This window comes from Glaciihabitans sp. UYNi722 (assembly GCF_040549465.1).
Classification (GTDB): domain Bacteria; phylum Actinomycetota; class Actinomycetes; order Actinomycetales; family Microbacteriaceae; genus Lacisediminihabitans.
Window position 1 is genome coordinate 24,319 of sequence record NZ_JBEPTL010000025.1, and the last position, 22,837, is coordinate 47,155.

Sequence of the window (22,837 nt, forward strand, 5' to 3'; positions counted from 1 at the left end):
ACGCATGAGGAGAAACCGCGCCGCAGTAGCTGTGGCCTGTGCAGCAGCTTTCGTGGTCGGATTGACCGCATGCTCCACTGGCGGAAGTGTGGGCTCTAATTCTTCGGGAACCGTCCATCTCGTATTTCAGCAATTCGACCCGGCTGCCGAAGTTACTGGCCTGCAGTCCACAGTAAGCAAGTGGAATAAGTTGCACCCGGATATCCAGGTCGATATGCAAACGTTGAGTCCGTCTAATCCGCAGCAACTCGCCCGCGAGGCCAATTCGGGATCCGGGCCGGATGTCGTACAGGTGCCGTATGCGAATGTCGCGTTCCTCGCCCAGCCGAAGATTCTTCTGCCTCTCAACAGCTTGATGAAGAAATACCCCTTGGCGCATGGGACGGGTGATCTACTCGCCAAGGACATGGTCACGTTCGACGGCAAAATGTGGGCTGTCCCGTGGACGGCAGACACCATGGCGCTTGTATACCGGCCATCCGCACTGACCGCGGCCGGAATTTCTTCCCCGCCCGCCACTTGGGGTGAACTGGCCAGCGATGCGACCGCGATCAGTAAGCAGTCCGGGGGTAAGACTGCAGGCTTTTGTTTCGGAGCTTCCGGCTCGGCAACGGCCGCCCAATGGTTCGCGATCAACTATTACATGTGGAACCACGGACATGGCTTCGTAAAGAAGGACTCGGCGGGCTCCTGGGTGACCGACATCACCCAATCGCAACTGACGTCCACGATCGACTACTTCAATGGCTTGTTCGTTTCGGGAGCAACTCCGCAATCGTTCCAGTCGGTCAACGACTACACAGACCCGTCGATCGCTAATGGCCTTGCCAATGGTTCCTGTGCGATGACGTATGCGCCGCCGCAGACGTTCCAGACGCTGGTGAAGACTGCAGGGGATAAAGTCACCACGGCCCCGATGCCAGGAGGGCTCAAGGACGGCTCCACCCATCTGGGCGGACGCGGCCTAGCCATCAACAGGAACGCGAAGCATCCGCAGCAAGCGTGGGAGTTCATCCAATACCTCATGAGTCCTGCGACATTTAAGACTTATGAGCAATATCCCGCGTCGAAATCCACGCTGAAAAGCCTCACTGTTCCAAAGAATCAGGACGGGTTCGTACAGCAACTTCCACACTCGGTGTCATTCGGGCGTTACATCGGATCGAATATGCCGGTTGTGTCAATGCAACAACTAGTCAACCAGCAGTTCTCCGCAGTTTACTCGGGCCAGTCGAGTAGTTCGCGGGCTGCAACGGCGATTCTTTCAGGCTTGAAGGCCGGAATAGGAGGCTAATCCGAAATGGCAAATTCTCAGTCGACGAGGCACGAGCCCTTGCTCCTAATTGGGCCGGCGCTCATTGTGATTGCGCTCTTGTTCGCCTTTCCTGCGGTCTACAACATCATTTTGTCCTTTCAGAAGCTCAGCCCATACCAGTCACCGGGAGAGGCGATCTGGGTGGGGTTATCGAACTTCACCGCGTTGTTCACCAACAACCAGACAGCGGAGGCCGCTTGGAACAGTGCGTTTTGGTTGACCACGCTCACCGTGGTCATTCGACTCGTTCTCGGTATGGCGATCGCGCTCTTACTCCAAAGTGATGTCCTCGCACGATGGAAACTCCGTGGCGTCTGTCGCACGGCAGTCCTCCTACCGTGGATGGTGCCGCCGGTGGTCGCCGTAGCCAGTTGGAAGTGGATACTGGACGGAAACACCGGGGTTCTCAACCAGGTACTCGTCGGACTTGGTGTGATCCCGCGAGGTATTCCATTCCTTGCAGATACGTCAACAGTCTGGTGGTCGATTATCGCCATCGTCGTATGGCGCGAACTCCCTTTCGTCGTCATCGTACTTATGGCAGGGCTGCAGTCGATACCCAAGGACCAGTACGAGGCGGCTTCGTTGGATCATGCGGGAGCATGGAAGTCGTTTCTTCATGTCACGGTTCCAAACCTTCGCCCGGTGATCACAGTGATTGTGATCGTGACCGTAATCCAAACGTTCAATAACTTTGTTTATGTCTGGTTGGCCACCGGCGGCGGGCCAGGCACATATACCCAAGTGCTGGCGACGCGGTTGTATTCGGCTGCGTTCATCAACAACAGCCTTGGCCAAGGGGCCGCAATCGGGATCATGATGTCCGTTGTCGTGGCAATCTTCGCGATTATATATTTTCGACTGGCCGACCGCGAGAATGGAGCGAGAGCGTGACCGTCGTAACTTCTCCACACCACACAACGGACCTTGGCGGAGTTAAATCCGCTGTACGTCGCAGCCCGAACCGGCGGCGACTCCGCGATTTACTGATCATCATCCCGACGTTCGTACTGCTCGCAGTAACTATTTTCCCCGTTGTCTGGATGATATTTACCTCACTTCGCCCTGCAGATGCTCTTGCCGGGGCTGTCCCGTGGAACCAGTTCTTCTCCGGTCTCGGATTCGCCTCCTACGAGCGATTGTTTAATGGAACATCGTTTGCGCGGTACATCCTCAACAGTCTGATGATCTCATGTATCAGCACTCTCTTCACCGTCATTCTCGCGAACATCGCTGCTTTTGGACTTTCTCGTTTTCGTTTCCGATTTCGTAGGGCGATGATTTTCCTAATCATTAGCACTCAATTGCTTCCGTTCGTGGTCCTAGTCACGCCGGTTTATACACTATTTTCCGCGATTGGACTCGTCAATTCCTATGCGGGAATAATCATCGTCTACACGGCGATGACGCTTCCGCTGGCGGTCTTTCTGATGCTTGGCTACTTCGACACCATTCCTACAGTTCTTGACGAGGCAGCCCGAATGGACGGATGCTCCACGCTCGGAGTCATCTTCAGGATCATCATGCCGGTGTCGTTGCCGGGAATTGTCACCGTTACAGTGACCGCGTTCATCGCAACCTGGGAGGAGTTCTTGTTCGCTAGCGTGCTCCTCACCAGCGAACAGCTGAAAACTGTACAGGTCGGTCTGGCTGGGTTCTTTGGGGAATACTCCGCAGATTGGGGTGTGATCATGGCGGCTGCCACAGTCGCGGCAGTCCCAACGATCGTGCTGTTCTCGGTCGTCCAGAAAAGATTAGTAGCGGGAATGGCCGCGGGGAGCGTTAAGGAATGAATGTAGACAAGCCGAGTGGTCCAAACGTCGTCGTCATTTACGCTGATGACCTCGGATGGGGGGACCTCGGGTGCTTTGGAGCAGAGGATCTTCAGACCCCTCACCTCGATGCGCTCAGCGCATCCGGGGCCCGACTGCCCAACTGGTACTCGAACTCCCCGGTTTGTTCACCATCTCGAGCATCTCTGCTCACCGGGAAATACCCCGCACATGCCGGAGTTGAGGCGATTTTGGGCGGGTCACGTCACACCGTCGGTCTCCCAGATCAGCCGACATTGGCAAGCGAACTGCGCGATCGCGGATGGTCGACAGCGATCTTCGGAAAATGGCACCTCGGTGTCGAATCGTCCTACACACCTCTCGACCGCGGCTTTGACACTCACTTCGGCTTCCTTGCCGGATGCGTAGATTATTACTCGCACATCTATTACTGGGGCGACGAGAACCCGCTGCACGATCTCTGGGAAGACGAGAACGAGATCTGGCTTAACGGCGAGTACCTCACAAGCGTCATCGCCCGACGCGCGTCGGAGTACATCGAACAACATGCCGACGGGCCTTTTTTCTTGTACGTTCCGTTCAATGCACCGCACTACCCGCTTCACGCTCCCGAAGAGTACGTGGCGCGTTTTGCACACCTCCCAGAGGATCGTCGGATCATGGCCGCCATGATCGCCGCTATGGACGACGGCGTAGGGGAAATCATCGGCACACTGGACCGGCTCGGACTACGGCAAGACACGATCATTTTTATGTCTTCCGACAACGGGCCATCGATTGAGGAACGAAATTGGTTGAATGGGGAGGAAGTCTCCTACAACGGCGGATCGACGGGCGGGCTCCGTGGACATAAAGGCTCTCTGTTTGAAGGTGGGGTCCGAGTTCCAGCAATGATCTCCTGGCCCTCAACGATTCCCTCTGGACAAGACGCGACGGTCGTCGGAGCAATGATGGACCTCCTCCCGACGATCCTGCACGCCGTGGATGGCGACGAAACCCAAATTCCCGTCGAATCGGACGGGATATCGCTTTTGCCGGCAATTGTTAGTGAGGCCGACGTCCCGCAGCGGCCGATTTTTTGGTCCTACGAGGGCCAGTCCGCGGTACGGAGCGGGCGGTGGAAGGTTGTTATCGACGTGACCGAGAGCATGACGGCGCCCGTGGCTGTGCGGGAAGGTATCTTCGATCTCGAAGTTGACCCCCACGAGAGTCGCAACCTTCGAGACGAGAAATCTGCGCAATTCGCCGAAGGTCGAATAGCTATAGCCGGCTGGTTGAATGCCATGCGCCCATAGGAGAGAGCTAGACCCTCTCCTGACGGGCACATTGCGATAACCCCAAGTGTTCGGAGCGGCTACACCATGGGTTGCTTCAGGTGCCACAACTATCACTAACGAATTTTGAGAAAGTAGGGGCCACTATTCATAACGATGCTCAGATAGTTCAGGACCGTGTCGAACGACTCGTTCACGATAGCGTCAATCCCCACGTGTATGGCCTTGCCCCCGGTTGGTGGACACGGGGTTAAGCGGCGAGGTGAAGATCCGCGGTCTGGGTTGAGTATTGCAGTTCGAACTCGACTGGGCTGACGTGCCCGATCGCGGAGTGGCGCCGGCGGCGGTTGTAACGCTCCTCGATCCACGCCCCGACCTCCCGGGCGGTACGTGCTTTCGTCGGCCACACACGCCGGTAGTAGAACTCCGTTTTCAATGTTGCGAAGAAGCTCTCAGCCATCGCGTTATCCCAACAAATGCCGGTGTATCCCATCGATCGGGTGATGCCATGAGCGGCCGCGAACGCGGTGATTTGAGCGGACGCATATTGCGTTCCGCGGTCGCTGTGGAAGATCACTTGGGTCAGCGATGGCCCAGCCGATAACTCGGCGGCTGTGCGAGTCGATGACGGTGGCAAGGTAAATCCATCCTTCCCACGTTCTCAAATAGGTGATGTCCCCAACCCAAACCTGGTTCAATGCACCGGTGTCCCACTCCCGTTTCACCGCATCGACCGGGTAGGCGTCCGCGTGGTCGATGATCGTGGTGGTCTTCCATCTCTTCGGACAAATGTCGACCAAGCCCAGGCGTCGCATGGTGGTGGCAACGGTTTTGCGGGAGATGATCTCCCCGTCGCTGCGGAGGTCGGCGAGGATCCGCGGGGATCCGTAGACCTCGTCCGAGTCGCCGTGGAACCACATCACTTTTTGCTCGATCGTCTCCCGACGCAGCGTGCGCTTCGAGGGCTTCCGCAACAGCCAGGCGTAGTAGCCGTAAACGGGATACCCGAAGCAATCGAGCCGTCCGGGAGATGCTGAAACTGGTCTTCTCCGCCAGCATCAAGACGAACGCTTCCCGTTCGTATCCGAGGCTTCCTGGGCGAAGAAGATGGACGCTTTTTTTAGAAACGCCCGATCCAACTTCAGATCCGCAACTTCTTTACGCAGACGCAACAATTCGGCCCGCTCGGACTCGGTCACTGTCGTCCCACCTGGGTCTTGCCGGGCTTTGAACGCGGCCACCCACCGTCCCAGCGAAGCCTCGTTGATGCCCAGCTCCCGGGCGACCGTTGCGACCGCCCGGCCGGTGTTGATGACGAGCTTTACGGCCTCGTCTTTGTACTCAGGAGTGAACTCCCGACGTGTCCTTGCCATGATGAACATTCTCTCTTGTGAGGTGTCCACCCAACGGGGTCAAGGCCATTCAATGGGCTGCAGGGTTTGGGAAGATCATCGCGTTCGGCATCGAAGAAACAGGCTCTTATGGCGCAGGACTGACCTCATTCGTTAGCCGCCACGGGCATAAAGTGATCGAGGTTCCCGCCCCGACCGCCAACTGCGCAGACTCAACGGCAAGTTCGACACGCCGTCGCGGAGAACGCAGCCAGGGCCGTGCTAGCCGGGTTCGCCACGTCAATCCCCAAGACCGCCGACGGGGCCGTGGAGATGATCCGGCAACTGAAAGACGCCCATGACACCGCGGCCAAAGATCGCTCTGCAGCGATGATCACCCTCAAAGCGATGATCGTGCAAGCACCGGAACAACTCCGCACTGAGACTGCCAAGAAGACGCAGCGAATGCTCGCCCGCCACTGCGCAGCGTTGCGCCCGCGCGCGCTGGAAACCCCGGACGATTCGATCCGTCACACGCTGCGTTCGATCGCGAAAAAATGGGAAGCGGGACATGAATTTCCGAATCGTCAGGAAGCCTCGGGCCAAACAATACCCACTTTACCGGTGACCCCAGAGTCGGCCAATGCATAGGCGTCAGCGGCCTGATCGATCGAGAAATTCTGGGTCACGACGACCGACGGGTGGAGTTTCCAATGATCCAGCCTGTCGAGCAGCTCCGCCATCCGGATAGTAGACGAGACCCATGAGCCGAAGATCGTCAACTGCTGGTGGATAATATTGGCGCTGACGTCCACACTGAGCTGACCGCCTTCGCCCACAAGGGCGACTCGACCCCAGCGTCGCGTGTTCTGGATGGCCGACAATTGCCCCGCTCCCGCCCCGGAACAGTCGACCGCGGCATCCGCTCCGACAGGGAGGAGCGTCTCGAGGTCGGAACCATCGGACACGTCGCTGACGGCGCCGAGCTGAATTGCCAGAGCGCGGCGCTCACTGCTCGGATCCACTCCCACGATGGAGGTGGCGCCCATTTCTCGAGCCAGCAGTCCGACCGCGAGACCAACCGGACCCAGCCCGACCACAAGCACACGATCTCGTCCTGAGATGTTCAGTCGACACAATGCTTCGTATGCGGTGCCGAAACCGCAGGCGACACACGCCCCGTCGAGGAAGGTCAGGCTAGCTGGTAGGTGCAGCAAGTCACGCGCTTCGGTCAGAAGGAAATCGGCGTGGCCCCCATCACGTTGCCAGCCATATGCTGCCCGGCGCGGCGAGGTGCAACTGATTTGGTAGCCGCGACGACAGTCGTCACACTGCCCGCACCCGCTGATGTGATAAACGACGACCCGGTCGCCAGGAGCGAAGCCCTCGACGCCCGAACCGATCTCGGCAACTTCTCCACACGGTTCATGCCCAGCGACGACGTTCTGGTAGCCCTCCGGTCCTTCACCGAGGTGCTCCCTGTAGATAGCGCGCAGATCGCTACCGCAGATCGTCGATGCTCGCATCCTCACAAGGATCTGACCAGGACCCGGACGCGGGGTATCGATTTCGTGGATGGCGACAGTTCGGTTGCCTGGAAGATATGCGGCTTTCATAGTGCGGTTTCCTTACCGTTCTGAGCGAGGAGTGCGGCGAGTGTTGACCGAGCTCCCTGTGTGGAGCGCATCCAGGGCATCCGTGAAGTCTTTTGCGAAGCGCGCTTCGGCGGCGAGGTCGCCGAAGGGGGTCTCGTCCCGCAAGAACGCGAGTGGATCCTCCGTCTGCCGGACTGCGCGGGCCATCCAAAGAATCAGCCGCGATAACTACTAGGTAAACCCGTGAATCGGGGGGACGGTAGTCACGCACCGTCGAATACGACAGCTCTGTGGGGCACTCGCCTGTTCGTAGTGATTGGGTACCAATCACGAGAAGATCAGCCGGAGCGTTGCGGCATGCGGGCGCAAGGCAAAGCTGGGCCAAACATCAGGGCCGCAGGCTCGCGATCCAAGGCCATGTTGCGCGACGTCGATATGGAGCCAGGTGCGGTTGGGCGCCGATAGTTCGAACGGATGCTTGGCGAGCGCAACCTCGGTGGGTGAGTGGCGGCGCACTGTGAACCCGGGTAGTCGGCCCTGAGAATCGGCGATTGTTGCTGCATTGAGCCTCCCGGCCTCTCCGCTCAGTTCGAGTTGGCGCAGGCCCGGGCGGTGGCCGCTTTCTTGTGGCATCGCGTAGTCCGTTACGAGTTCATCGATTGGTGCTTTCCACTGTCCCAGTCGTGCGGCGCGCATGCTGTCTGGATAAGCTTCGCCAGGTCCCATTCCGAACCAAGATGCTTCCACCAGGCCGGAAGGTAAGCCGAACACAAGGCCCATCCGCGGCCAGACCATGTCCCATCCCGCCGACGGTTGGATGTCTGCAGTGAGCAGCACCCCGTTCTCAGCTTGCTGCCACCGAGTTTCGACGACGACTGATTCGCGCCTACCCGCTGCACTCCATCGTCGCAATTCACGGACTCCGACCGCGCCGACCTCACGATTGAGTAGTCGACTCGTCAGACGGTTGAGGCCCGCCCGCCGCCATGTGTCTGCCACCGCGCTCTCGGAAACTCCAACGGGTTGCGTCCAAGGGTCGACATTCGCGTAACCGCCAGCCGAAGTGCCCTCGTCGTTGTCGGTGGGTGCCCGAAACAGGCACAGAAAGGGCCCTTCCACTGGCATATCTGCAATTCTTGCCAACTCACCGTCCTCAAAACGGGCGGGACCAAGCGACAGCGATTGACCTACACTGCTGCCGACACCTTGCCATACTGGATGACGAGGCCTCACCGGCGCGCCGAGTGGGATCTGGCCCCGAGAGACAACATGGCCAGCAACCGCCCAAGCCGTTTTCTGACGCATTCGTGCCTCTATGTCGAGGACTCGCTCAGTATGGGGAACTGAGTTATCTGGAGCTTGCGGGATCGCCAGAAGAACCGAATCGCCTGCTGCTATTGGGGGCACCGAGAATACACCGGTAGCTCCCTCATTGCCGTCCTCTAAGACACGCCAAATGAATTCGACATCGTCGGAAGACAGATCGTGGCGGCGGTTTGTTATTCGCACCGAGCTGCTGTAACTTTCGATCCGGAATGGTGCTGCTACGGCAGCAAACTCGTGAAGCCCAGGTGTGGCCACGTCATTTGACAGCACCATGCCGTCCATAACGAAGTTGCTATCGTGGATCACCTCGCCGAAATCACCACCATAAGCAAAGTATTCGTGCCCGTCGCTTGTGACGGCACTAATTCCATGATCACGCCATTCCCAAACGAACCCACCATGAACGCGCGGGAATCGATCGGTGATCTCCTCGTATTGATCGAGCGCGCCTGGGCCATTCCCCATAGCGTGTGCGTACTCGCACTGAAGGAAAGGCTTCGTACGCTGGCGGTACGACTCCGCACTAGAACAGCCCAAAAGTAGCGACGCGGCATCGCTGCCGATCGACACTACCTCAGGAATGGTTGCGTACATCCGGGAATAGATGTCGGTGTACGCCCCTGCGTAGTCCCCTTCATAGTGGAGGGGACGGTCGGGATCACGGTCGTGGACCCAAGCAGCCATCGCCGCGAGGTTGGCGCCCGTCCCCGACTCGTTACCAAGCGACCAGATGACGACACTGGGATGGTTCTTATCCCGTTCGACAGTCCGTCGTATCCGATCCAGATATGCATCGCGCCATTCAGGGTCGTCGCTCGGGTTTCCCGCCCAGGCCGAATGTCCGGGGGCCGCGTGAGCGCCGTCCCTGTCAACGAGGCGCGAGAGTCGGTCAAATTCCTGGCGTCGCTCACCCCCTGGAACTCCAGCTGGCTCGAACCCATGGGTCTCAAGGTCGCACTCAAGCATGACCCAGAACCCCAATTCGTCAGCAAGGTCAAGTAACCGTGGGTGAGGCGGATAGTGGCTCGTGCGGATGGCGTTGACGTTGAATCTCTTCATTCGCGCTAAATCGGCACGCGCATGCTCCTCATTAAATACGCGGCCGCGGTCAGGGTGCGCTTCGTGGCGATTCATTCCGTGAATGACGAGACGCTGGCCATTCACCAGGAGCTGGTCCCCGCGAATTTCCACAGTCCGAAAGCCAAGGCGCATGCTGACGATTTCGCCGCGAGATGCGACGCGCGCGTTGTACAACCGTGGGGATTCAGCTGACCAGGGTGCAATGTCGCCGATAGCCAGTGGAAGAACGTCCTCAGGTGATCTCCAGAGTACGTCAATATCGATTTCCTCGATGGACAGTCTGACTGGGAAAGCACTGTCCGGTGCTCGTAGCTCCGGGTCGATGACACCCTGCCCATCGCGCCAACTAGTCCGTAACCAAACGTCGTCGATGCCGTCGTCAGATAACTTAAGGAGAGTCACGTCCCGAAATATCCCCGGTAGCCACCATTGGTCTTGGTCTTCCAGATAGCTCGCGTCTGACCATTGATGCACACGTACGGCGAGCACATTCCGCCCGGGCCGGGCGAGCTTGGTGACGTCGAATTCGTGAGCAAGCCTGCTTCCTTTTCCTATCCCGACGGGCGTGCCGTTCCACCACACTCGATATGCCGACTCGACGCCATCAAAGCGAATGATCAGCCGTCCGCCGCTGATCACGCTGTCCTCAAGCTCGACTTCGCGGCGGTACTCGCCTGTGGGATTGTCGTCAGGGACCGCAGGTGGGTCGATGGGAAAGGGAAACTGCACGTTAGTGTAGATCGGCCTGCCGAACCTCGCTTCATTATCTAGTACCCATGACGACGGGACTGCGATACGTTCCCAGGTCGAATCGTCCAGGTCAAGGCTGGCGAATGCGTGTGGCCCGGCAGAGCCGATAGCGTCGTGAGGCAATAAGCGAAATGCCCACTGGCCCGAAAGATCTAAATGGGCGGAAGTGGAATGCAACCAGGATCGTGCCGGCTCGGCACCATAACCGGGTCGCCGATCGCTCAGATACTCGGGCCGCACACCCCCACTCATGAGTCCTCCAGAGCAGAGCCCGGCCCGAAGGTCTCAAGTGCAGTGAGGATGTAGTCATCGAGGATGGCATCGTCGTGTGCGAGTGCGAACCTCCACAGGCGTGCGTAAAGGTCACGCACGCGCGGTAGGACATCCTCCGGCACCCGAGAGGCTGGCGCTACTCCCGTTCGGCGAGCGGAGTCGCGTTTTCCAAGCAGGTTAACTTGCTCATCTGGATCAACATCTAAGTTGTATAACTCGTCGTCGTCGAACAGGTTGACGACGAGTTTCCACTGATCGTGAATGACGACACGTTGGATCCCGTAAGCCTCGTTCCCATTACTTTGATAGATCACCTGTCGGCGCGAAGCCGTTTCGTCTACACCTTCCAAAATTGGAACAAGCGAGCGGCCGGATGACTTTCTGTCGACGGCAAGTCCGCACAACTCCTGGAGGGTCGGCCCCAAATCCACTAAAGAAACGCGCTCAGCGCGGACTGTACCTTGCACCGCGGATGACACTCCTGGGCCGCCGATAATAAGCGGGACCCGGTAAGCAGACTGGAAGGAAGGAAGGCCTTTGCCCCACAATCCGTGGTCTCCCGCGTAGTCTCCATGGTCGGAGACATAGAGGATCACGGTGTTTTCAGTTGCGCTCGTCTTATCGACCGCATCGATTAATCGCCCGAAAAGCTCGTCCTCGTAGCTGCAGAAAGCGAGATAGTGTCGCAATGCTTCTCGGTGTTCGCCTTCGGAGAGCTGGTCAAACGCGTCACGCGTGCGTCGGTACAAGGTCGGTTTGTCGATCATCGGATCGTCAAAGCTCGGCGGCAACTCGATGTCATCTGGATCGTAGAGGTCGAGGAATCTTGCTGGCGGGGTATATGGATCGTGGGGGCCTAGTGTGCCAACGTAAAGGACCCATGGTGGAGACTCCCGTTTTTGGTTGGCGATGAAACCCTCTGCGGCGGAGACCACGCCCTCGTCGCCAAACGGGAGTTCCTCCGTTCCATACAGCGTGAAGGCAGGCCAACCTGGACGGATTATCTCGCCGGCCCCTCTCTTCCGATCTTCGTCGAGACCGCTACCTCGACGAAGACGATCGATCTCCTGTTCGCGTGCGTGGTTACGCACTATCTCACCGTCCAAGGGGGAAGGCAAGGTAGTTCCTAAACCAAAGTCGTCGCCGCTGTTCAGTTCGGTCCAACCGTATGCCCGGGGCGTGGCCATGCTGCTGACGTGCCACTTTCCGCAGAAGGCCAGCTGGTACTGTTCCGACTCGAACGACCGGGACCAGAAGGGCACCTCCGGGCGGGGGTGCCGAGCCAGGGCATTGCCGACATTCACGTTGTTCCAAACGCCATGCTCACTCGGATATGTGCCAGTGAAGAAGCTTGCGCGGGAGGGCGAACAGTGTGGAGCGGTCGCGAAGGCATCCCGGAAGGTGACGGCGCGCTCACGGAATGCGTCGAGATGGGGTGTCACCGCGCGGGGACGCGCACCTGGGACGACAGTGCTGCCGTTTTGCTGATCTGTCATAAAGATGAGCACGTTGGGACGGCGAATTGTCTCACTCATTTGATTCCCGTCCCGGCTATGCCCTCGACGAATCTCTTCTGTAGGAGCAGAAAAACAATGATCATTGGTAGCTCGGCCATCAGAGATCCGGCCATGAGCATCGGATAATTGGTCACATACTCGCCGGTCAGCGAGGCCAGACCTGCGGACAGGTTCAGCTTGTCGGCGTCGGAGTTCACGATGAGCGGCCACAACAACTCGTTCCATGACCACAGCGCTGTGAAGATCGCGAGAGCTAACAGTCCCGGACGTGCCAGAGGAAGCATCACAGAGAAGAACGTCCGGAATCGACTAGCTCCGTCCAGCCTGGCCGCCTCCTCCAGCGATATTGGCAGGGTGGCGAAGAATTGGCGCATCAGGAAGGTCCCAAATGCGCTGAACAATCCCGGGGCGATGAGAGCAGCAACTGTATTAAGTAACCCTAGGCTCTTCATAATCTCGGACTGGGGCAGCAAGTAGATCTCTCGCGGCACCATCATTATCGCCAGTAACAACACGAACAGAAAGTTCCGAAGTGGGAACCTTAGTCGCGCGAAGGCGTAGCCCGCCATCGAGCAAAACAAAACTTGCGCCGCGGTTCGGATCAGCACCGAAGCCACAGAGTTGACGAACATGGCGCCTAGCGGAATCCGGACAAAAACGTCTAAGTAGTTCTGCCAATTTAGTTGCGCAGGGAGGATGTCGGACGGAACGGCGAGCGCCTCTGTCTCACTCTTAAAGGTTGTCAAGATTTGCCAAACGAACGGCACGATCATGAGTAGACCTGAGATAAGTAGGATTATATGAACAGGCCACTGCCGTTCGGCTCGCGTTGATCGAGAATGCGACGATCCCGCTTGCGCTGATGAGATAAGAGACGTGTTCATTTCAACGGTCATAGTTCACCCACCGCCTTTGGAGTCTAAATTGAGCTGCCGTTACCACCATCGTCAGCACGAGAAGCGCCACGCTGATCGCAGCCGCGTACCCACGGTTGCTCTGAATGAATCCGACTTCGTAGAAGTAATAGACGATCGTGGACGCCGAGTTGATTGAAGAACTATTGGGTCCGATCATGATCAGCACGAGATCGAACACCTGCAGTGAGGCAATGACGTTAAGCACGGCTATGAGGAAGATGGTGGGGGTGACAAGCGGCAGCGTCACAGACATGAAGCGACGAACTGCACCGGCGCCGTCCAGGGAGGCTGCCTCCATCACATCGTTTGGGACCGTTTGAAGGCCAGAGAGCATCAGGATGATGTTCAGGCCAAGAGAGGCCCAGAGGCCAACGATCGCGATGGCGACGACCACAACGATGGGCTGCGACAGCCAGGCGACCTTAGGGATGCCAATCAATCCGATTACTTGGTTCACGACGCCAAAGTCGGAATTGAAGAGGTACTTCCAGATCATTCCAACGGCGACTGGCATGGTGACAACTGGCAGGAAAAACAAGACCCGATAGAAAGACCTGAACCGTAGGCCCTTTACGTTCAGCAGCGCAGCAAAGAATACGGCGATCGGGATAGCTGCGAGGCTAATAAGGGCGTACAGCAGCGTGTGGGCCACCGATGCCCAAAACTGCGAGTCTCCTAAGAGCTGTTGATATTGAGCGAGGCCGACAAACGTTTCACCCCGGAAGATCCCAGTCTTTGTGAACGACAGGTAGATGCTTCGGCCGATTGGGTAGAAAAAAAGAACGGACACGCCCGCGAATAGCGGGAGTATCATCAGATACCCGGTCAAGGCTTCGTATCGGCGATCTTTTCCGCCCCCCGGCCGTCGCCCCAGTGGCCGGGGCGCTCGCTCCGCCGCGGCTCGCGCCGCATACGATGCGGGTGCCACAGTGGATGTCACTGAGTGGCCTCCTTATCGAGAGCCCCCTGCATGTCGGTGTTCATCTTCTTCAAGCCATCGGAGACCGAAACTGAACCCTTTATGACCGGAGCAAGATTCGCGGTTATATCCGACTGCCACACCGGTGAATTCAGAGAAACGGGCAAATTGAACGTGTTTTTGAGCTGGTCAGCGATTGGCTGAGCGTCGAACGCGCTGGAGAAGTAGTTCACAAAGTTCTTGTCTGCCGACGGATAGGCCGAGAACGCGATCCCACCCTCGGTGTAAATATCACCTGCCTCCTTCGAACCGAGGAACTGGACGAACTTGTACGACTGATCTGGGTGCTTTGCCTTTGCTGGAATGAGATTACCCAAGGATGAAGTCGATGAGGCGTCGTTCTTCGGCCCCTTGGGAAGGACTGCCACACCCAGCTTGCCGTCCTTTGCGAGCTGCGAATTTTTGAACGTCACCCCCATCCACGAGCCGGCGTAGATCATGGCAACCTTCCCAGAAAGGAGAAGGCTATTCTGATCGGTGGATGAGAGTTGATCTACCGACGGGCTGTAACCCTTGGTAGACATATCAGCCCAATATTGCATGCCCTGCTGCACTGCCGAGGTTCCCCACTGTGCCGTCTTCTTGTCGGCAGAAAGAATGGAACCGCCAGCCTGATGAACCGTGTTAACAAACAAATCACGGAAATCGATAGGCACCGCTGTACCCCAGACACCCTTCGAGGCATCCGTAAGAGCGGCAGCGTCTTTCTGATAGTCCGCCCAAGTCCACCCCGCCGTGGGATCTGATAGACCCGCCGCTTTGAACAGAGCTTTGTTGTACCAGACCACAATGTCGTCACGATTGTTCGGAAGCGCGTAGAGCTTGCCCTCATATGTGTAGATATCCCGCATCGCGGCCGGAATAGCGTTCGCATCAAATCCGGCCTTTTTGACCTGATCATTGATCGGCTGAATGGCCCCTTGAGACGCATACAGCGGAAAATTAAACGGGTTCATCCAGAACACGTCGGGCAGTGCATTGTTACCGGCCTCAGTTTGAAGCTTGGTCATATATTGGGCGGACGCCGTCACCTGCAGGTTCACCTTGATGTCTGGGTTCTCCTTCTCGAAGACCGAGATCATCTTCTGGAAGGTGGGCGCTTGTGATTGATCCCAGATCGCGTAATTGATGGTAACCGGGCCGGAGGAACCACCACCCGAACAGCCGGCTAGGACGAGGGCTGCTGCTGTGAGGACAGCAGCAGTTCCAATACTCTTCAAATGCTTCATCGCATGACTCCTTTGTGGCTGTGTGCGCTCACAGAAATAGATCTGTGAGCGCACACAGAGTCACATTCTTTCGACGCAATGTCAAGCTTCTAGGCTCTACTATTGCGTTAATGACCACATCACAGCCTGCACATAAGCGCGTCACGCTCGAAGATGTCGCCTTGGAGGCGGGAATCTCGCGCGGGACCGTGAGCCGCGTCATCAATGGCGATCGCTATGTCTCTGATGCAGCCCGCGTCGCGGTCGAGACTGCAATCGCCAAGACCAGTTATGTCCCCAACGCCGCCGCACGAAATCTTGCCCGGCGGCGCACTCGAGGAGTCGCAGTCATCGTTTACGAGCCTCTGGTCTTGTTCGTCGAGGATTCCAACGTTGCGACGGTTCTCGTCGGAATCAACTCACAGCTTTCCAGTACGGGCTACCAAATGGTGCTTCTCATAGTTAACTCCATCAGCGAGGCGAAGGGTGTTGCCGAATATCTCAGCAGTGGCTCTGCCGATGGGGTGATCCTCATCACCGCGCCTTTCGAGGACGAAATCACGCGAAGCATCACGCGCCTGCAGCTACCCGCGGTCTTTTTTAATCACCCGAACTCCGTCGAGAATGCGACATTCATTGAGATGGACAATCGCCAGGCTGCGATGGACGTCGTCACTCGTTTGCTCGTGGGCCGCAATCGGGTGGGAATGATTTCCGCAGCACTCGATACCGACTCTGGTCAACGCCGCTTTCGGGGGTATCAGGATGCGTTGGGGGATAGATATGACGGTTCGCTCGTCGAGCCTTGTGCCTACTATTCCTATGAGGGCGGTGCTGATGCGATGAAGCAGCTGCTACGTCGAGAACCTAAACTTGACGGCATATTCGCCGCATCGGATGCCGTAGCCGCCGGAGCGGTAGCGGTGCTAAAGGAATCGGGACGACAGGTACCGGGTGACGTCGGCGTCGTTGGATTTGACGACAGTTGGTGGGCACTTCACACAATTCCTTCCCTTTCTACCGTGCACCAGCCGTCCCAAGAAATGGGCACGCGGGCCGCCACTGCAATCGTCCGGCTAATACAGGGCATCGAAGAGGATCGTGAAATCGCCATGACTTCCCATGTTGTCTGGCGCGACTCCGCCTAGACGCTGTGAAGAGGCCACCGCGCCCTCGCCGACGGCTTGGCCCCTCCCGCCGCTACAACTCGGAATCAGCCTGCCGATCAGCCCTCCCAGCATGGCTCCACGAATACAATCACCACAGGCCCTACACGCCATCGGAGGTAAGCCGCCCATCATCCGGATAGCTAGCCTCCCCGGTCAGTGCACCTAGCGCGACCCGATGCCGCCGACGCCATCCGACGCGCGCACGGCGGAACCATCGCAATAACTTCTACCAAATGCCGGAAATCACGGCGTTGCGGCTGGGCGATCTTTGGGCTGACGGCTCGATCTTGCCACCTGTGGATTGATTGGGACCGGTCCCGAATTAACCTGACGCTACCAGACGTTAACCCTTTTGTTACTTGTATTTTGTTTCGGGAGAGCTACGCTGGGACCGGTCCCGGTTACTGGAGAGCCCTTATGGTTTGCTGTCGTGTTCGAGGCCGCTCCCGATCACAGTCGATTTGAAAGGCCAATTCAATGTTTCCCTCCCGGTTCAAGCGCATCGCTAGCGGGACAGCTGTCGCGATAGCGGTCACCCTCGCTATCGCGGGCTGTTCCTCCACACCTTCGTCGACTTCGAATGGCTCCGGTGGAGCCGCCAACCTCAGTCTGATGATCTGGGATCCCGCACAGACCGCTGGTGTCCAGAAGGCCGTTGATGGGTTTGAGGCGAAGAATCCGAAGATCAAGGTGTCCCTGCAGCAGGTACCGCAGGATCAGTACTACACAAAGCTCGACGCTTCGCTCGGCGCGGGGGAGGGCCCGGATGTGATGTGGCAAAGCTCAGCCATCCCGGTCTATGTGAAGGGAGGGGCGCTCGAGCCGCTGGATAGTTATATCAAAAAGTCGGGACTGAAACTTTCTGACTATGCCCCCATCATCTCTAACCTCTACAAGATTAACGGGAAGCAATACGGCATCGCGAAGGACCAGGACACGTGGACGTTTGTCTACAACTCTGCGGTATTCAAAAAGCTCGGCATGACCGACGTCCCGACGAACAATTGGACCTGGGATGACATGGTGAAGATTGCCAAAGAGGTTAAGTCCAAACAGACGTCTTCAACTGACGTGCCGATGTCTTACGACCGTGCATTTAACAACGGCGTTGCTAGCGTCATCCATCAACTCGGCGGGAAAGTCGTCGACAACAACAAGGGTGTCGTTTCGTCGCCGGAAGGTACTAAGGCGCTCACTATGATGAAGGACCTGCAGGATCAGGGACTGATCCCGGTCGTTGCGAATTCGACGGATTTCAACCCAGTGTCTGCCCTTATCTCTGGCACTGCGGCGATGGCCGAAATCCCCTCCTGGAACCTCAGCCTTCTGTCGAAGTCCACCGCCCCGGCCGGGACCTTCCATGTTGTTCGACTTCCTTCTGTCAACGGCAAGTGGCTCACTGACACCAATGGCTTGTCCTATGTGATGAATGCGAACTCGGCGCACAAGGATGCCTCCTGGAAGTTGATCCAATACTTGACCTCGACCGAGGGTGCTGTGCTTCACGCGGAAGGGGGAGCCTCGATCCCGGCGAACACGGCCAAGAGCACTTTGGATGCGTATGTGACCGCCAACTCGAACCTTGCAGGTCTGCGCGATGCCATCTCGGCAGCTCACCAGCAGATGTATTTGCGCACGTCGTCTGAGTACCCGCCCGTCCGCGGTCCGATCCCGCAGATCGAGAGCACCCAGATGGGTCCGTTCTATGCAGGCAAGATCTCGGCGTCGGATGTCGGAAAGGGGATCGATCAGATCATCGACAAGGCACTCGGATGACCTCTTCGACCTTGCTGCGCAGCAGCACAGTCGCCACACCGGGGCCGCGCCGCAATAAGCGGCGCGGCTTCGGCCGGCGAGATGCCCTCATCGGATTCCTTTTTTTGATCCCGTTGCTCGCAGGCCTCCTGCTCTTCCGCTTCTATGGGTTCGCCTACAACGTGTGGTTGTCGTTCACGAAGGCAGGTGCCTTCGGGCCTCCTCAGTTCATCGGGTGGGGCAACTACCAGCAACTGTTCTCTGACAGTCAGCTCGCGGTGGCTGTGGTGAACACCTTCAAGTTCGCGATCATTATCGTGCCCGTGGTCATCGTCGTGTCCCTGCTGTGTGCCACCGTGATGCAGTACAAGTTCCGCGGCCAGTCCGCATTTCGGGCGATCGTGTTCCTGCCAGCGGTCTTCCTCCCCACGGCCATCATCTTCGTCTTCGGCTGGCTCTTCCAAACCCAATACGGGCTCATCAACACCACGATCAGTTCCCTCGGTTCGTCTCCCGTCAGCTGGCTGGGCAGCTCCACCGGTGTCACGGTCGTCATCACCGTCATCGTCGTCTATCTATCGTTCAGCGTGCCGACGATCATCCTCTACGCCGGGATGCAAGAGATCCCAACGGAGATGTACGAAGCAGCGACCCTGGATGGTGCACGGCCGGTGCGGCGCTTCTTCTCCATCACCCTTCCGCTGCTCAGCCCGTCATTGTTCTTCGTGATTCTCACCACCACAATCGGCGTCCTCAAACTTTTCGACGTGCCCTACCTGTTGCTGCCACCGGAGCAGTCCACCTCGGTCAACTATGGAATGACGGTCCTGTATTACTACTACCAACTCGCGTTCGTCGGGATCGGGCAACGCGGATACGCGGCCGCCGTGTCATTAGTGCTCTTCGTTCTGATCCTCGCGGTTTCGCTCATCATGTTCCGTGTCCAGCGCCGGTTCGTGCACTACGGCGAGGACGGCTGATGGTCATCGAGCGCCCCCGATGGTGGATATACGGCCTGGTTGCGGTCATTGGCCTTGCCATCCTCGTTCCCTTCATCTGGATGGTCCTCACCGCCTTGATGACCACCGATCAGACGTTGCGTGTGCCGCCGACTATCATCCCGTTGCCCCCGACCTTGGACGGTGTTCACACGGTTTTCAATAAGCTGCCATTCTTCAGGCTGCTGTCGAATACGTTCCTCGTGTCTGTCGGACGAGCACTCGCCACCCTTGTTATCTCCGCCCTCGCGGCATACGCCCTCGCCATCGTCAAAGTGCCCGGTGCCCGGATAGTTCTCGTGTTGGTGCTCACCCTCATCATGGTCCCGGGCGATATTTTCATCATCCCGAATTTCTCGATCATCGCCGGGCTACATCTGACGAACACCCTCGTCGCCCTTGCGCTGCCCAATATTTTCGACGTATTCGGGGTGTTCCTGCTCTATCAGTTCTTCCGCGGCATGCCCCGGGAGTTGATCGAAGCCGCCCGGATCGACGGGGCTTCACACCTACGGATCCTGTTCACCATCGTCGTACCGGTGTCGCGTAGCGGTCTGATCGCCCTCGCGATCCTGACCGTACTCAACGAATGGAAAGAGCTGCTGTGGCCGATCGTCGTCAACCGCGATGTCGACCAGCTGACACTGGGGCCTGGGATCGCGTTGTTGCGCGGAGCGGCCGTCACCGACTGGAACGTACTGATGGCTGCCGGTGCCATGGCCGCGTTACCGATGATCGTCATCTACCTCTTGCTGCAGAAGCAGTTCGTATCGAGCATGGCAAGGAGTGGACTCAAGTGACAAATTACGATGTTGTCGAACTTTTAGGACTGGCGCGGGAGATCGCGGGGGAGGCGGCGGACCTTGCGGCCGACATGCGAAGTAGCGGGGTCCGGGTGGCGGCGACGAAATCCAATGACCTCGACATTGTGACTGCGGCCGACACCGCGGTCGAGGAACTCATCCGCACACGGCTCGCCGCCGCACGCCCCGAAGATGGTGTACTTGGCGAGGAGACCGGAGAAGTCGAGGGGACAAGCGGAATTACGTGGATCGTCGACCCCATCGATGGCACCGTTAACTACTTGTACGGCTCACCGAACTACTCCGTGTCAATCGCCGCGACGACACGAAACTCTGACGGCTTGCGCGTCTCGCTCGCGGGGTGTGTGCACGCGCCAGAGCTTGCCGCGGAGTACACGGCGGCCGTCGGACATCCCGCACGACGCAACGACCGAGAGTTGCAGGTCAACACAGCTGTGCCATTGCATAAAGCCTTGGTCTCGACCGGCATCCCCTACGATCTCGAAATCCGCGCCCGCGTTATGGCCGACTTTGCTTCACTCGCACCGCGAGTCCGCGACCTGCGCCTGGTCGGCTCGGCGGCGCTCGATATCTGTGGCGTCGCGGACGGGCGCACCGACGCGCACGCCGGCCGGCGCCTTCCCATATGGGACTACGCGGCCGCAGCCCTGATCGCCACCCAGGCCGGAGCCGTCGTTCGCGGCCCTGCTGGTGGCCCACCAAGCCTCACGCTTCTCCTCGCCGCCGACGCGCCGCTCGCCGACGCCCTAGAACCCCTACTCATGGAGAACCTCAATGACAAATAATCGACAGTTCGTGTTGTGCGGACACCGCGGAAACATGTCCGACTCACCCGAAAACACGTTGATCTCATTCGCCAGCGCTGAACGCGTCGGCGTCGATGAAATCGAACTCGACGTACGCACAACCATCGATGGCGAGCTCATCATCCTGCATGATCACACCGTTCGGAGGACGGCCGGCACGTATACCCCGTTCCTTGACCTCCCAATCGAGCGGCTCACGCTCGAGCAGGTGCGGAGCATCGACTTGGGTGCCGGACAGAAAATACCCACCTTCGCCGAGACGCTCGACGAGACCAGCGTGCTGCTGCAGGTAGAAGTCAAGGCGCCCGGGGCGGCACGCCCGTTGGCACGGTTCCTCAGGGATCGGCCCGCGCGGGATCGGGACCGGTGCCTCATCACAAGCTTCGACACGCTTTCTCTCGCCGACTTTCGTGACGAGTGGACTGGGGGCGCCCGAGGGCTCGCACTCCACATTCCCGACGTGACCGAGAACTGGCGCGACCACGCCGACCGGATCGAGCTCTCGACCGTCTTCATCCAACTGACGCAGCTCACAACAGCCCTCGCCGATGAATTGCATGAGGCTGGGCGTCGGGTGGCGGCGTCCCTGATGGAAGGACCCGGCGACGTGCGACGGATCGTGGAGCTAGATGTCGATGCCACCGCTTCTAACTCGCCCGCCTATGCCCGGCACCTCTTGGAGTCAAACGATGAGTTCATCGCCCGGTTCCCGTCCTTCGCAGATATGGACTTAGTAAAGGCTTGAACCTGTCACCGGCGGTACCGAATGACGGAACACAAAGCCGGATATTATGACTGCCATGCCACCACTGGATACTCACCGTATGCGCCGGCCAAGCACGATCAGGGACGTGGCAGCCCTCGCCGGGGTCTCAAAATCCACAGCATCTCGCGCTGTTCTCGGTCAAGACGGTGTCAGCCCTGTAAACCTTCAGAAAGTACGGCACGCAATCGAGCAGCTCGATTTTGTGCCCAACCAAATCGCCCGGAGCCTCACCGCTTCGTCGTCCGCTGTACTCGGGTTGTTCCTTCGGCAGACCCGGTCTCCGTTCTATTCGCACCTTGCCGGTGCATTCGAGAATTATGCGGGGGTCGAAGGTTACGAAGTACTCTCAATCGCGTCGGACGATCAACCTGACGAAGCCAACTACCGGTCGCTCATGCTTTTGGCGGACTTGCGAACTGCAGGGATCATCGTCGCGGCGCCCACCGTGGACCCTCGAACAATCCGTAAAGTTGCGTCCAGAATCCCGCTAGTTCTCGTCGGTCAGATGGGACAACCCTCGAACCCCGGAGTGCCATACGTAGCCCCAGATCCTCGCGAAGGCGCGGTGCTTATCGAACACCTCGTCGGGCTTGGGCATCAATCGATCGCCCTCATCGCCTATCCGCCGGCACACTCTCCCACGCAATGGGCGAGGATCTCCTGGACACGAGACGAACTAGAACGACTGGGACTGTTGGGCCGCCTAGAGGTGATCCAGCCCGAATCCGACATGACGGACATCATCAACAGAATCCACCGCGCAGGCAACACGGCGATCCTCTGTAACAACGACTGGACCGCATTGGACGCCATTACAGCTGCCGCACGCTTAGGCCTCTCAGTACCCGGAGACATTTCAATCGCCGGCCACGACGGCATACCACCATTCGACCACGAAGCGTTCGGACTCACGACCTACCGTGTCCCCATCAACGCGATGGCGAAGTCAGCGGTAAAACTCGTCGACGAACTGATTCGCGACAATCACGTCGAAACCGGTGGGATCCTCCTACGCGGCGAGCTCCTCCTCGGGCGCACAACCGGACGCGCCACCTCCGTTCTTGGGGCTTAGCCTCGATCCACCGGTCCGCGTTGGTGAGCAGGTTCGGTTGGGTTCGATTTGAGGTTTCCGGGGGTGGGTATGGCGGAGCCTCCGGCCTT

Annotated in this window: 23 protein-coding genes and 1 pseudogene; 13 read left to right on the forward strand and 11 right to left on the reverse strand. The window is 58.4% G+C overall.

Going from position 1 to position 22,837, the window contains the following annotated elements:
• Positions 1–4 precede the first annotated feature (4 nt).
• A complete protein-coding gene (locus tag ABIB56_RS15545; RefSeq protein WP_354570136.1) occupies positions 5–1,294 on the forward strand; it encodes an ABC transporter substrate-binding protein in 1,290 nt (429 codons plus the stop codon).
• 119 nt (positions 1,295–1,413) lie between these two features.
• Here the strand turns inward: ABIB56_RS15545 and ABIB56_RS15550 are convergent, their stop codons facing one another.
• Positions 1,414–1,554 (reverse strand): hypothetical protein, encoded by a 141-nt coding sequence (locus ABIB56_RS15550; protein ID WP_354570137.1) that lies wholly within the window; start codon positions 1,552–1,554, stop codon positions 1,414–1,416.
• A gap of 16 nt (positions 1,555–1,570) precedes the next feature.
• Here ABIB56_RS15550 and ABIB56_RS15555 point away from each other — a divergent pair, with 16 nt between their 5' ends.
• Genes ABIB56_RS15555 through ABIB56_RS15565 form a run of 3 tightly spaced genes read left to right on the forward strand, consistent with a single transcriptional unit; the run spans position 1,571 to position 4,403 of the window.
• The gene (locus ABIB56_RS15555) at positions 1,571–2,209 is read left to right on the forward strand and encodes a carbohydrate ABC transporter permease (RefSeq protein ID WP_354570138.1); all 639 of its coding nucleotides are present in this window, start codon (positions 1,571–1,573) and stop codon (positions 2,207–2,209) included.
• Complete coding sequence (locus ABIB56_RS15560; RefSeq protein ID WP_354570139.1) at positions 2,206–3,108, forward strand: carbohydrate ABC transporter permease; 903 nt, start codon at positions 2,206–2,208, stop codon at positions 3,106–3,108. Before ABIB56_RS15555 ends, ABIB56_RS15560 begins: the two co-directional genes overlap by 4 nt.
• On the forward strand, positions 3,105–4,403 hold the full coding sequence (locus ABIB56_RS15565; RefSeq protein WP_354570140.1) for a sulfatase-like hydrolase/transferase: 1,299 nt from the start codon (positions 3,105–3,107) through the stop codon (positions 4,401–4,403). Before ABIB56_RS15560 ends, ABIB56_RS15565 begins: the two co-directional genes overlap by 4 nt.
• A gap of 229 nt (positions 4,404–4,632) precedes the next feature.
• On the opposite strand, the gene ABIB56_RS15570 is transcribed toward ABIB56_RS15565, so the two are convergent.
• The 3 genes from ABIB56_RS15570 to ABIB56_RS15580 form a co-directional block, all read right to left on the reverse strand.
• Positions 4,633–4,842, reverse strand: a complete 210-nt coding sequence (locus ABIB56_RS15570; protein WP_354570141.1) for an integrase core domain-containing protein — start codon at positions 4,840–4,842, stop codon at positions 4,633–4,635.
• Positions 4,843–4,846: 4 nt separating this feature from the next.
• Complete coding sequence (locus ABIB56_RS15575; protein WP_354570142.1) at positions 4,847–5,356, reverse strand: DDE-type integrase/transposase/recombinase; 510 nt, start codon at positions 5,354–5,356, stop codon at positions 4,847–4,849.
• An 84-nt stretch (positions 5,357–5,440) separates the two neighbouring features.
• Positions 5,441–5,755 carry a transposase gene (locus tag ABIB56_RS15580; RefSeq protein WP_354570143.1) on the reverse strand — a complete coding sequence of 105 codons (315 nt, stop codon included), beginning with the start codon at positions 5,753–5,755 and terminating at the stop codon, positions 5,441–5,443.
• A 291-nt stretch (positions 5,756–6,046) separates the two neighbouring features.
• Here ABIB56_RS15580 and ABIB56_RS15585 point away from each other — a divergent pair, with 291 nt between their 5' ends.
• On the forward strand, positions 6,047–6,364 hold the full coding sequence (locus ABIB56_RS15585; protein ID WP_354570144.1) for a hypothetical protein: 318 nt from the start codon (positions 6,047–6,049) through the stop codon (positions 6,362–6,364).
• Here ABIB56_RS15585 and ABIB56_RS15590 read toward each other — a convergent pair.
• From ABIB56_RS15590 to ABIB56_RS15620, 7 genes are all read right to left on the reverse strand, one after another.
• Positions 6,301–7,329, reverse strand: coding sequence for a zinc-dependent alcohol dehydrogenase family protein (locus ABIB56_RS15590; RefSeq protein WP_354570145.1), 1,029 nt, complete (start codon positions 7,327–7,329; stop codon positions 6,301–6,303). The two genes, ABIB56_RS15585 and ABIB56_RS15590, sit on opposite strands and share 64 nt — an antisense overlap.
• 12 nt (positions 7,330–7,341) lie before the next feature.
• A complete protein-coding gene (locus tag ABIB56_RS15595) occupies positions 7,342–7,515 on the reverse strand; it encodes a hypothetical protein (RefSeq protein WP_354570146.1) in 174 nt (57 codons plus the stop codon).
• A 120-nt stretch (positions 7,516–7,635) separates the two neighbouring features.
• Positions 7,636–10,716: a glycoside hydrolase family 2 TIM barrel-domain containing protein gene (locus tag ABIB56_RS15600; protein WP_354570147.1), complete on the reverse strand. Its 3,081-nt coding sequence runs from the start codon at positions 10,714–10,716 to the stop codon at positions 7,636–7,638.
• Positions 10,713–12,272 carry a sulfatase-like hydrolase/transferase gene (locus ABIB56_RS15605; protein ID WP_354570148.1) on the reverse strand — a complete coding sequence of 520 codons (1,560 nt, stop codon included), beginning with the start codon at positions 12,270–12,272 and terminating at the stop codon, positions 10,713–10,715. Before ABIB56_RS15605 ends, ABIB56_RS15600 begins: the two co-directional genes overlap by 4 nt.
• Positions 12,269–13,027 carry a carbohydrate ABC transporter permease gene (locus ABIB56_RS15610; RefSeq protein WP_354570149.1) on the reverse strand — a complete coding sequence of 253 codons (759 nt, stop codon included), beginning with the start codon at positions 13,025–13,027 and terminating at the stop codon, positions 12,269–12,271. The genes ABIB56_RS15605 and ABIB56_RS15610 overlap by 4 nt, the downstream gene beginning before the upstream one ends.
• A 112-nt stretch (positions 13,028–13,139) precedes the next feature.
• Positions 13,140–14,111 (reverse strand): carbohydrate ABC transporter permease, encoded by a 972-nt coding sequence (locus tag ABIB56_RS15615; protein ID WP_354570150.1) that lies wholly within the window; start codon positions 14,109–14,111, stop codon positions 13,140–13,142.
• Positions 14,108–15,379, reverse strand: a complete 1,272-nt coding sequence (locus ABIB56_RS15620) for an ABC transporter substrate-binding protein (RefSeq protein ID WP_354570151.1) — start codon at positions 15,377–15,379, stop codon at positions 14,108–14,110. Before ABIB56_RS15620 ends, ABIB56_RS15615 begins: the two co-directional genes overlap by 4 nt.
• Before the next feature lie 110 nt (positions 15,380–15,489).
• On the opposite strand from ABIB56_RS15620, the gene ABIB56_RS15625 reads away from it, so the two are divergent.
• The 8 genes and pseudogenes from ABIB56_RS15625 to ABIB56_RS15660 all read left to right on the forward strand — a co-directional run bounded on the left by ABIB56_RS15625 (position 15,490) and on the right by ABIB56_RS15660 (position 22,748).
• Complete coding sequence (locus tag ABIB56_RS15625) at positions 15,490–16,506, forward strand: LacI family DNA-binding transcriptional regulator (RefSeq protein ID WP_354570152.1); 1,017 nt, start codon at positions 15,490–15,492, stop codon at positions 16,504–16,506.
• 9 nt (positions 16,507–16,515) lie between these two features.
• A pseudogene (locus ABIB56_RS15630) lies at positions 16,516–16,693 on the forward strand (IS481 family transposase); the annotation flags it as partial.
• Between the two features lie 446 nt (positions 16,694–17,139).
• A complete protein-coding gene (locus tag ABIB56_RS15635) occupies positions 17,140–18,303 on the forward strand; it encodes an ABC transporter substrate-binding protein (protein ID WP_354570153.1) in 1,164 nt (387 codons plus the stop codon).
• Positions 18,300–19,262, forward strand: coding sequence for a carbohydrate ABC transporter permease (locus tag ABIB56_RS15640; protein ID WP_354570154.1), 963 nt, complete (start codon positions 18,300–18,302; stop codon positions 19,260–19,262). Before ABIB56_RS15635 ends, ABIB56_RS15640 begins: the two co-directional genes overlap by 4 nt.
• A complete protein-coding gene (locus ABIB56_RS15645; RefSeq protein WP_354570155.1) occupies positions 19,262–20,080 on the forward strand; it encodes a carbohydrate ABC transporter permease in 819 nt (272 codons plus the stop codon). The genes ABIB56_RS15640 and ABIB56_RS15645 overlap by 1 nt, the downstream gene beginning before the upstream one ends.
• On the forward strand, positions 20,077–20,889 hold the full coding sequence (locus ABIB56_RS15650) for an inositol monophosphatase family protein (RefSeq protein WP_354570156.1): 813 nt from the start codon (positions 20,077–20,079) through the stop codon (positions 20,887–20,889). The genes ABIB56_RS15645 and ABIB56_RS15650 overlap by 4 nt, the downstream gene beginning before the upstream one ends.
• A 34-nt stretch (positions 20,890–20,923) precedes the next feature.
• Complete coding sequence (locus ABIB56_RS15655; RefSeq protein ID WP_354570157.1) at positions 20,924–21,655, forward strand: glycerophosphodiester phosphodiesterase; 732 nt, start codon at positions 20,924–20,926, stop codon at positions 21,653–21,655.
• A gap of 79 nt (positions 21,656–21,734) precedes the next feature.
• Positions 21,735–22,748: a LacI family DNA-binding transcriptional regulator gene (locus tag ABIB56_RS15660; protein WP_354570159.1), complete on the forward strand. Its 1,014-nt coding sequence runs from the start codon at positions 21,735–21,737 to the stop codon at positions 22,746–22,748.
• Positions 22,749–22,837: the final 89 nt, after the last annotated feature.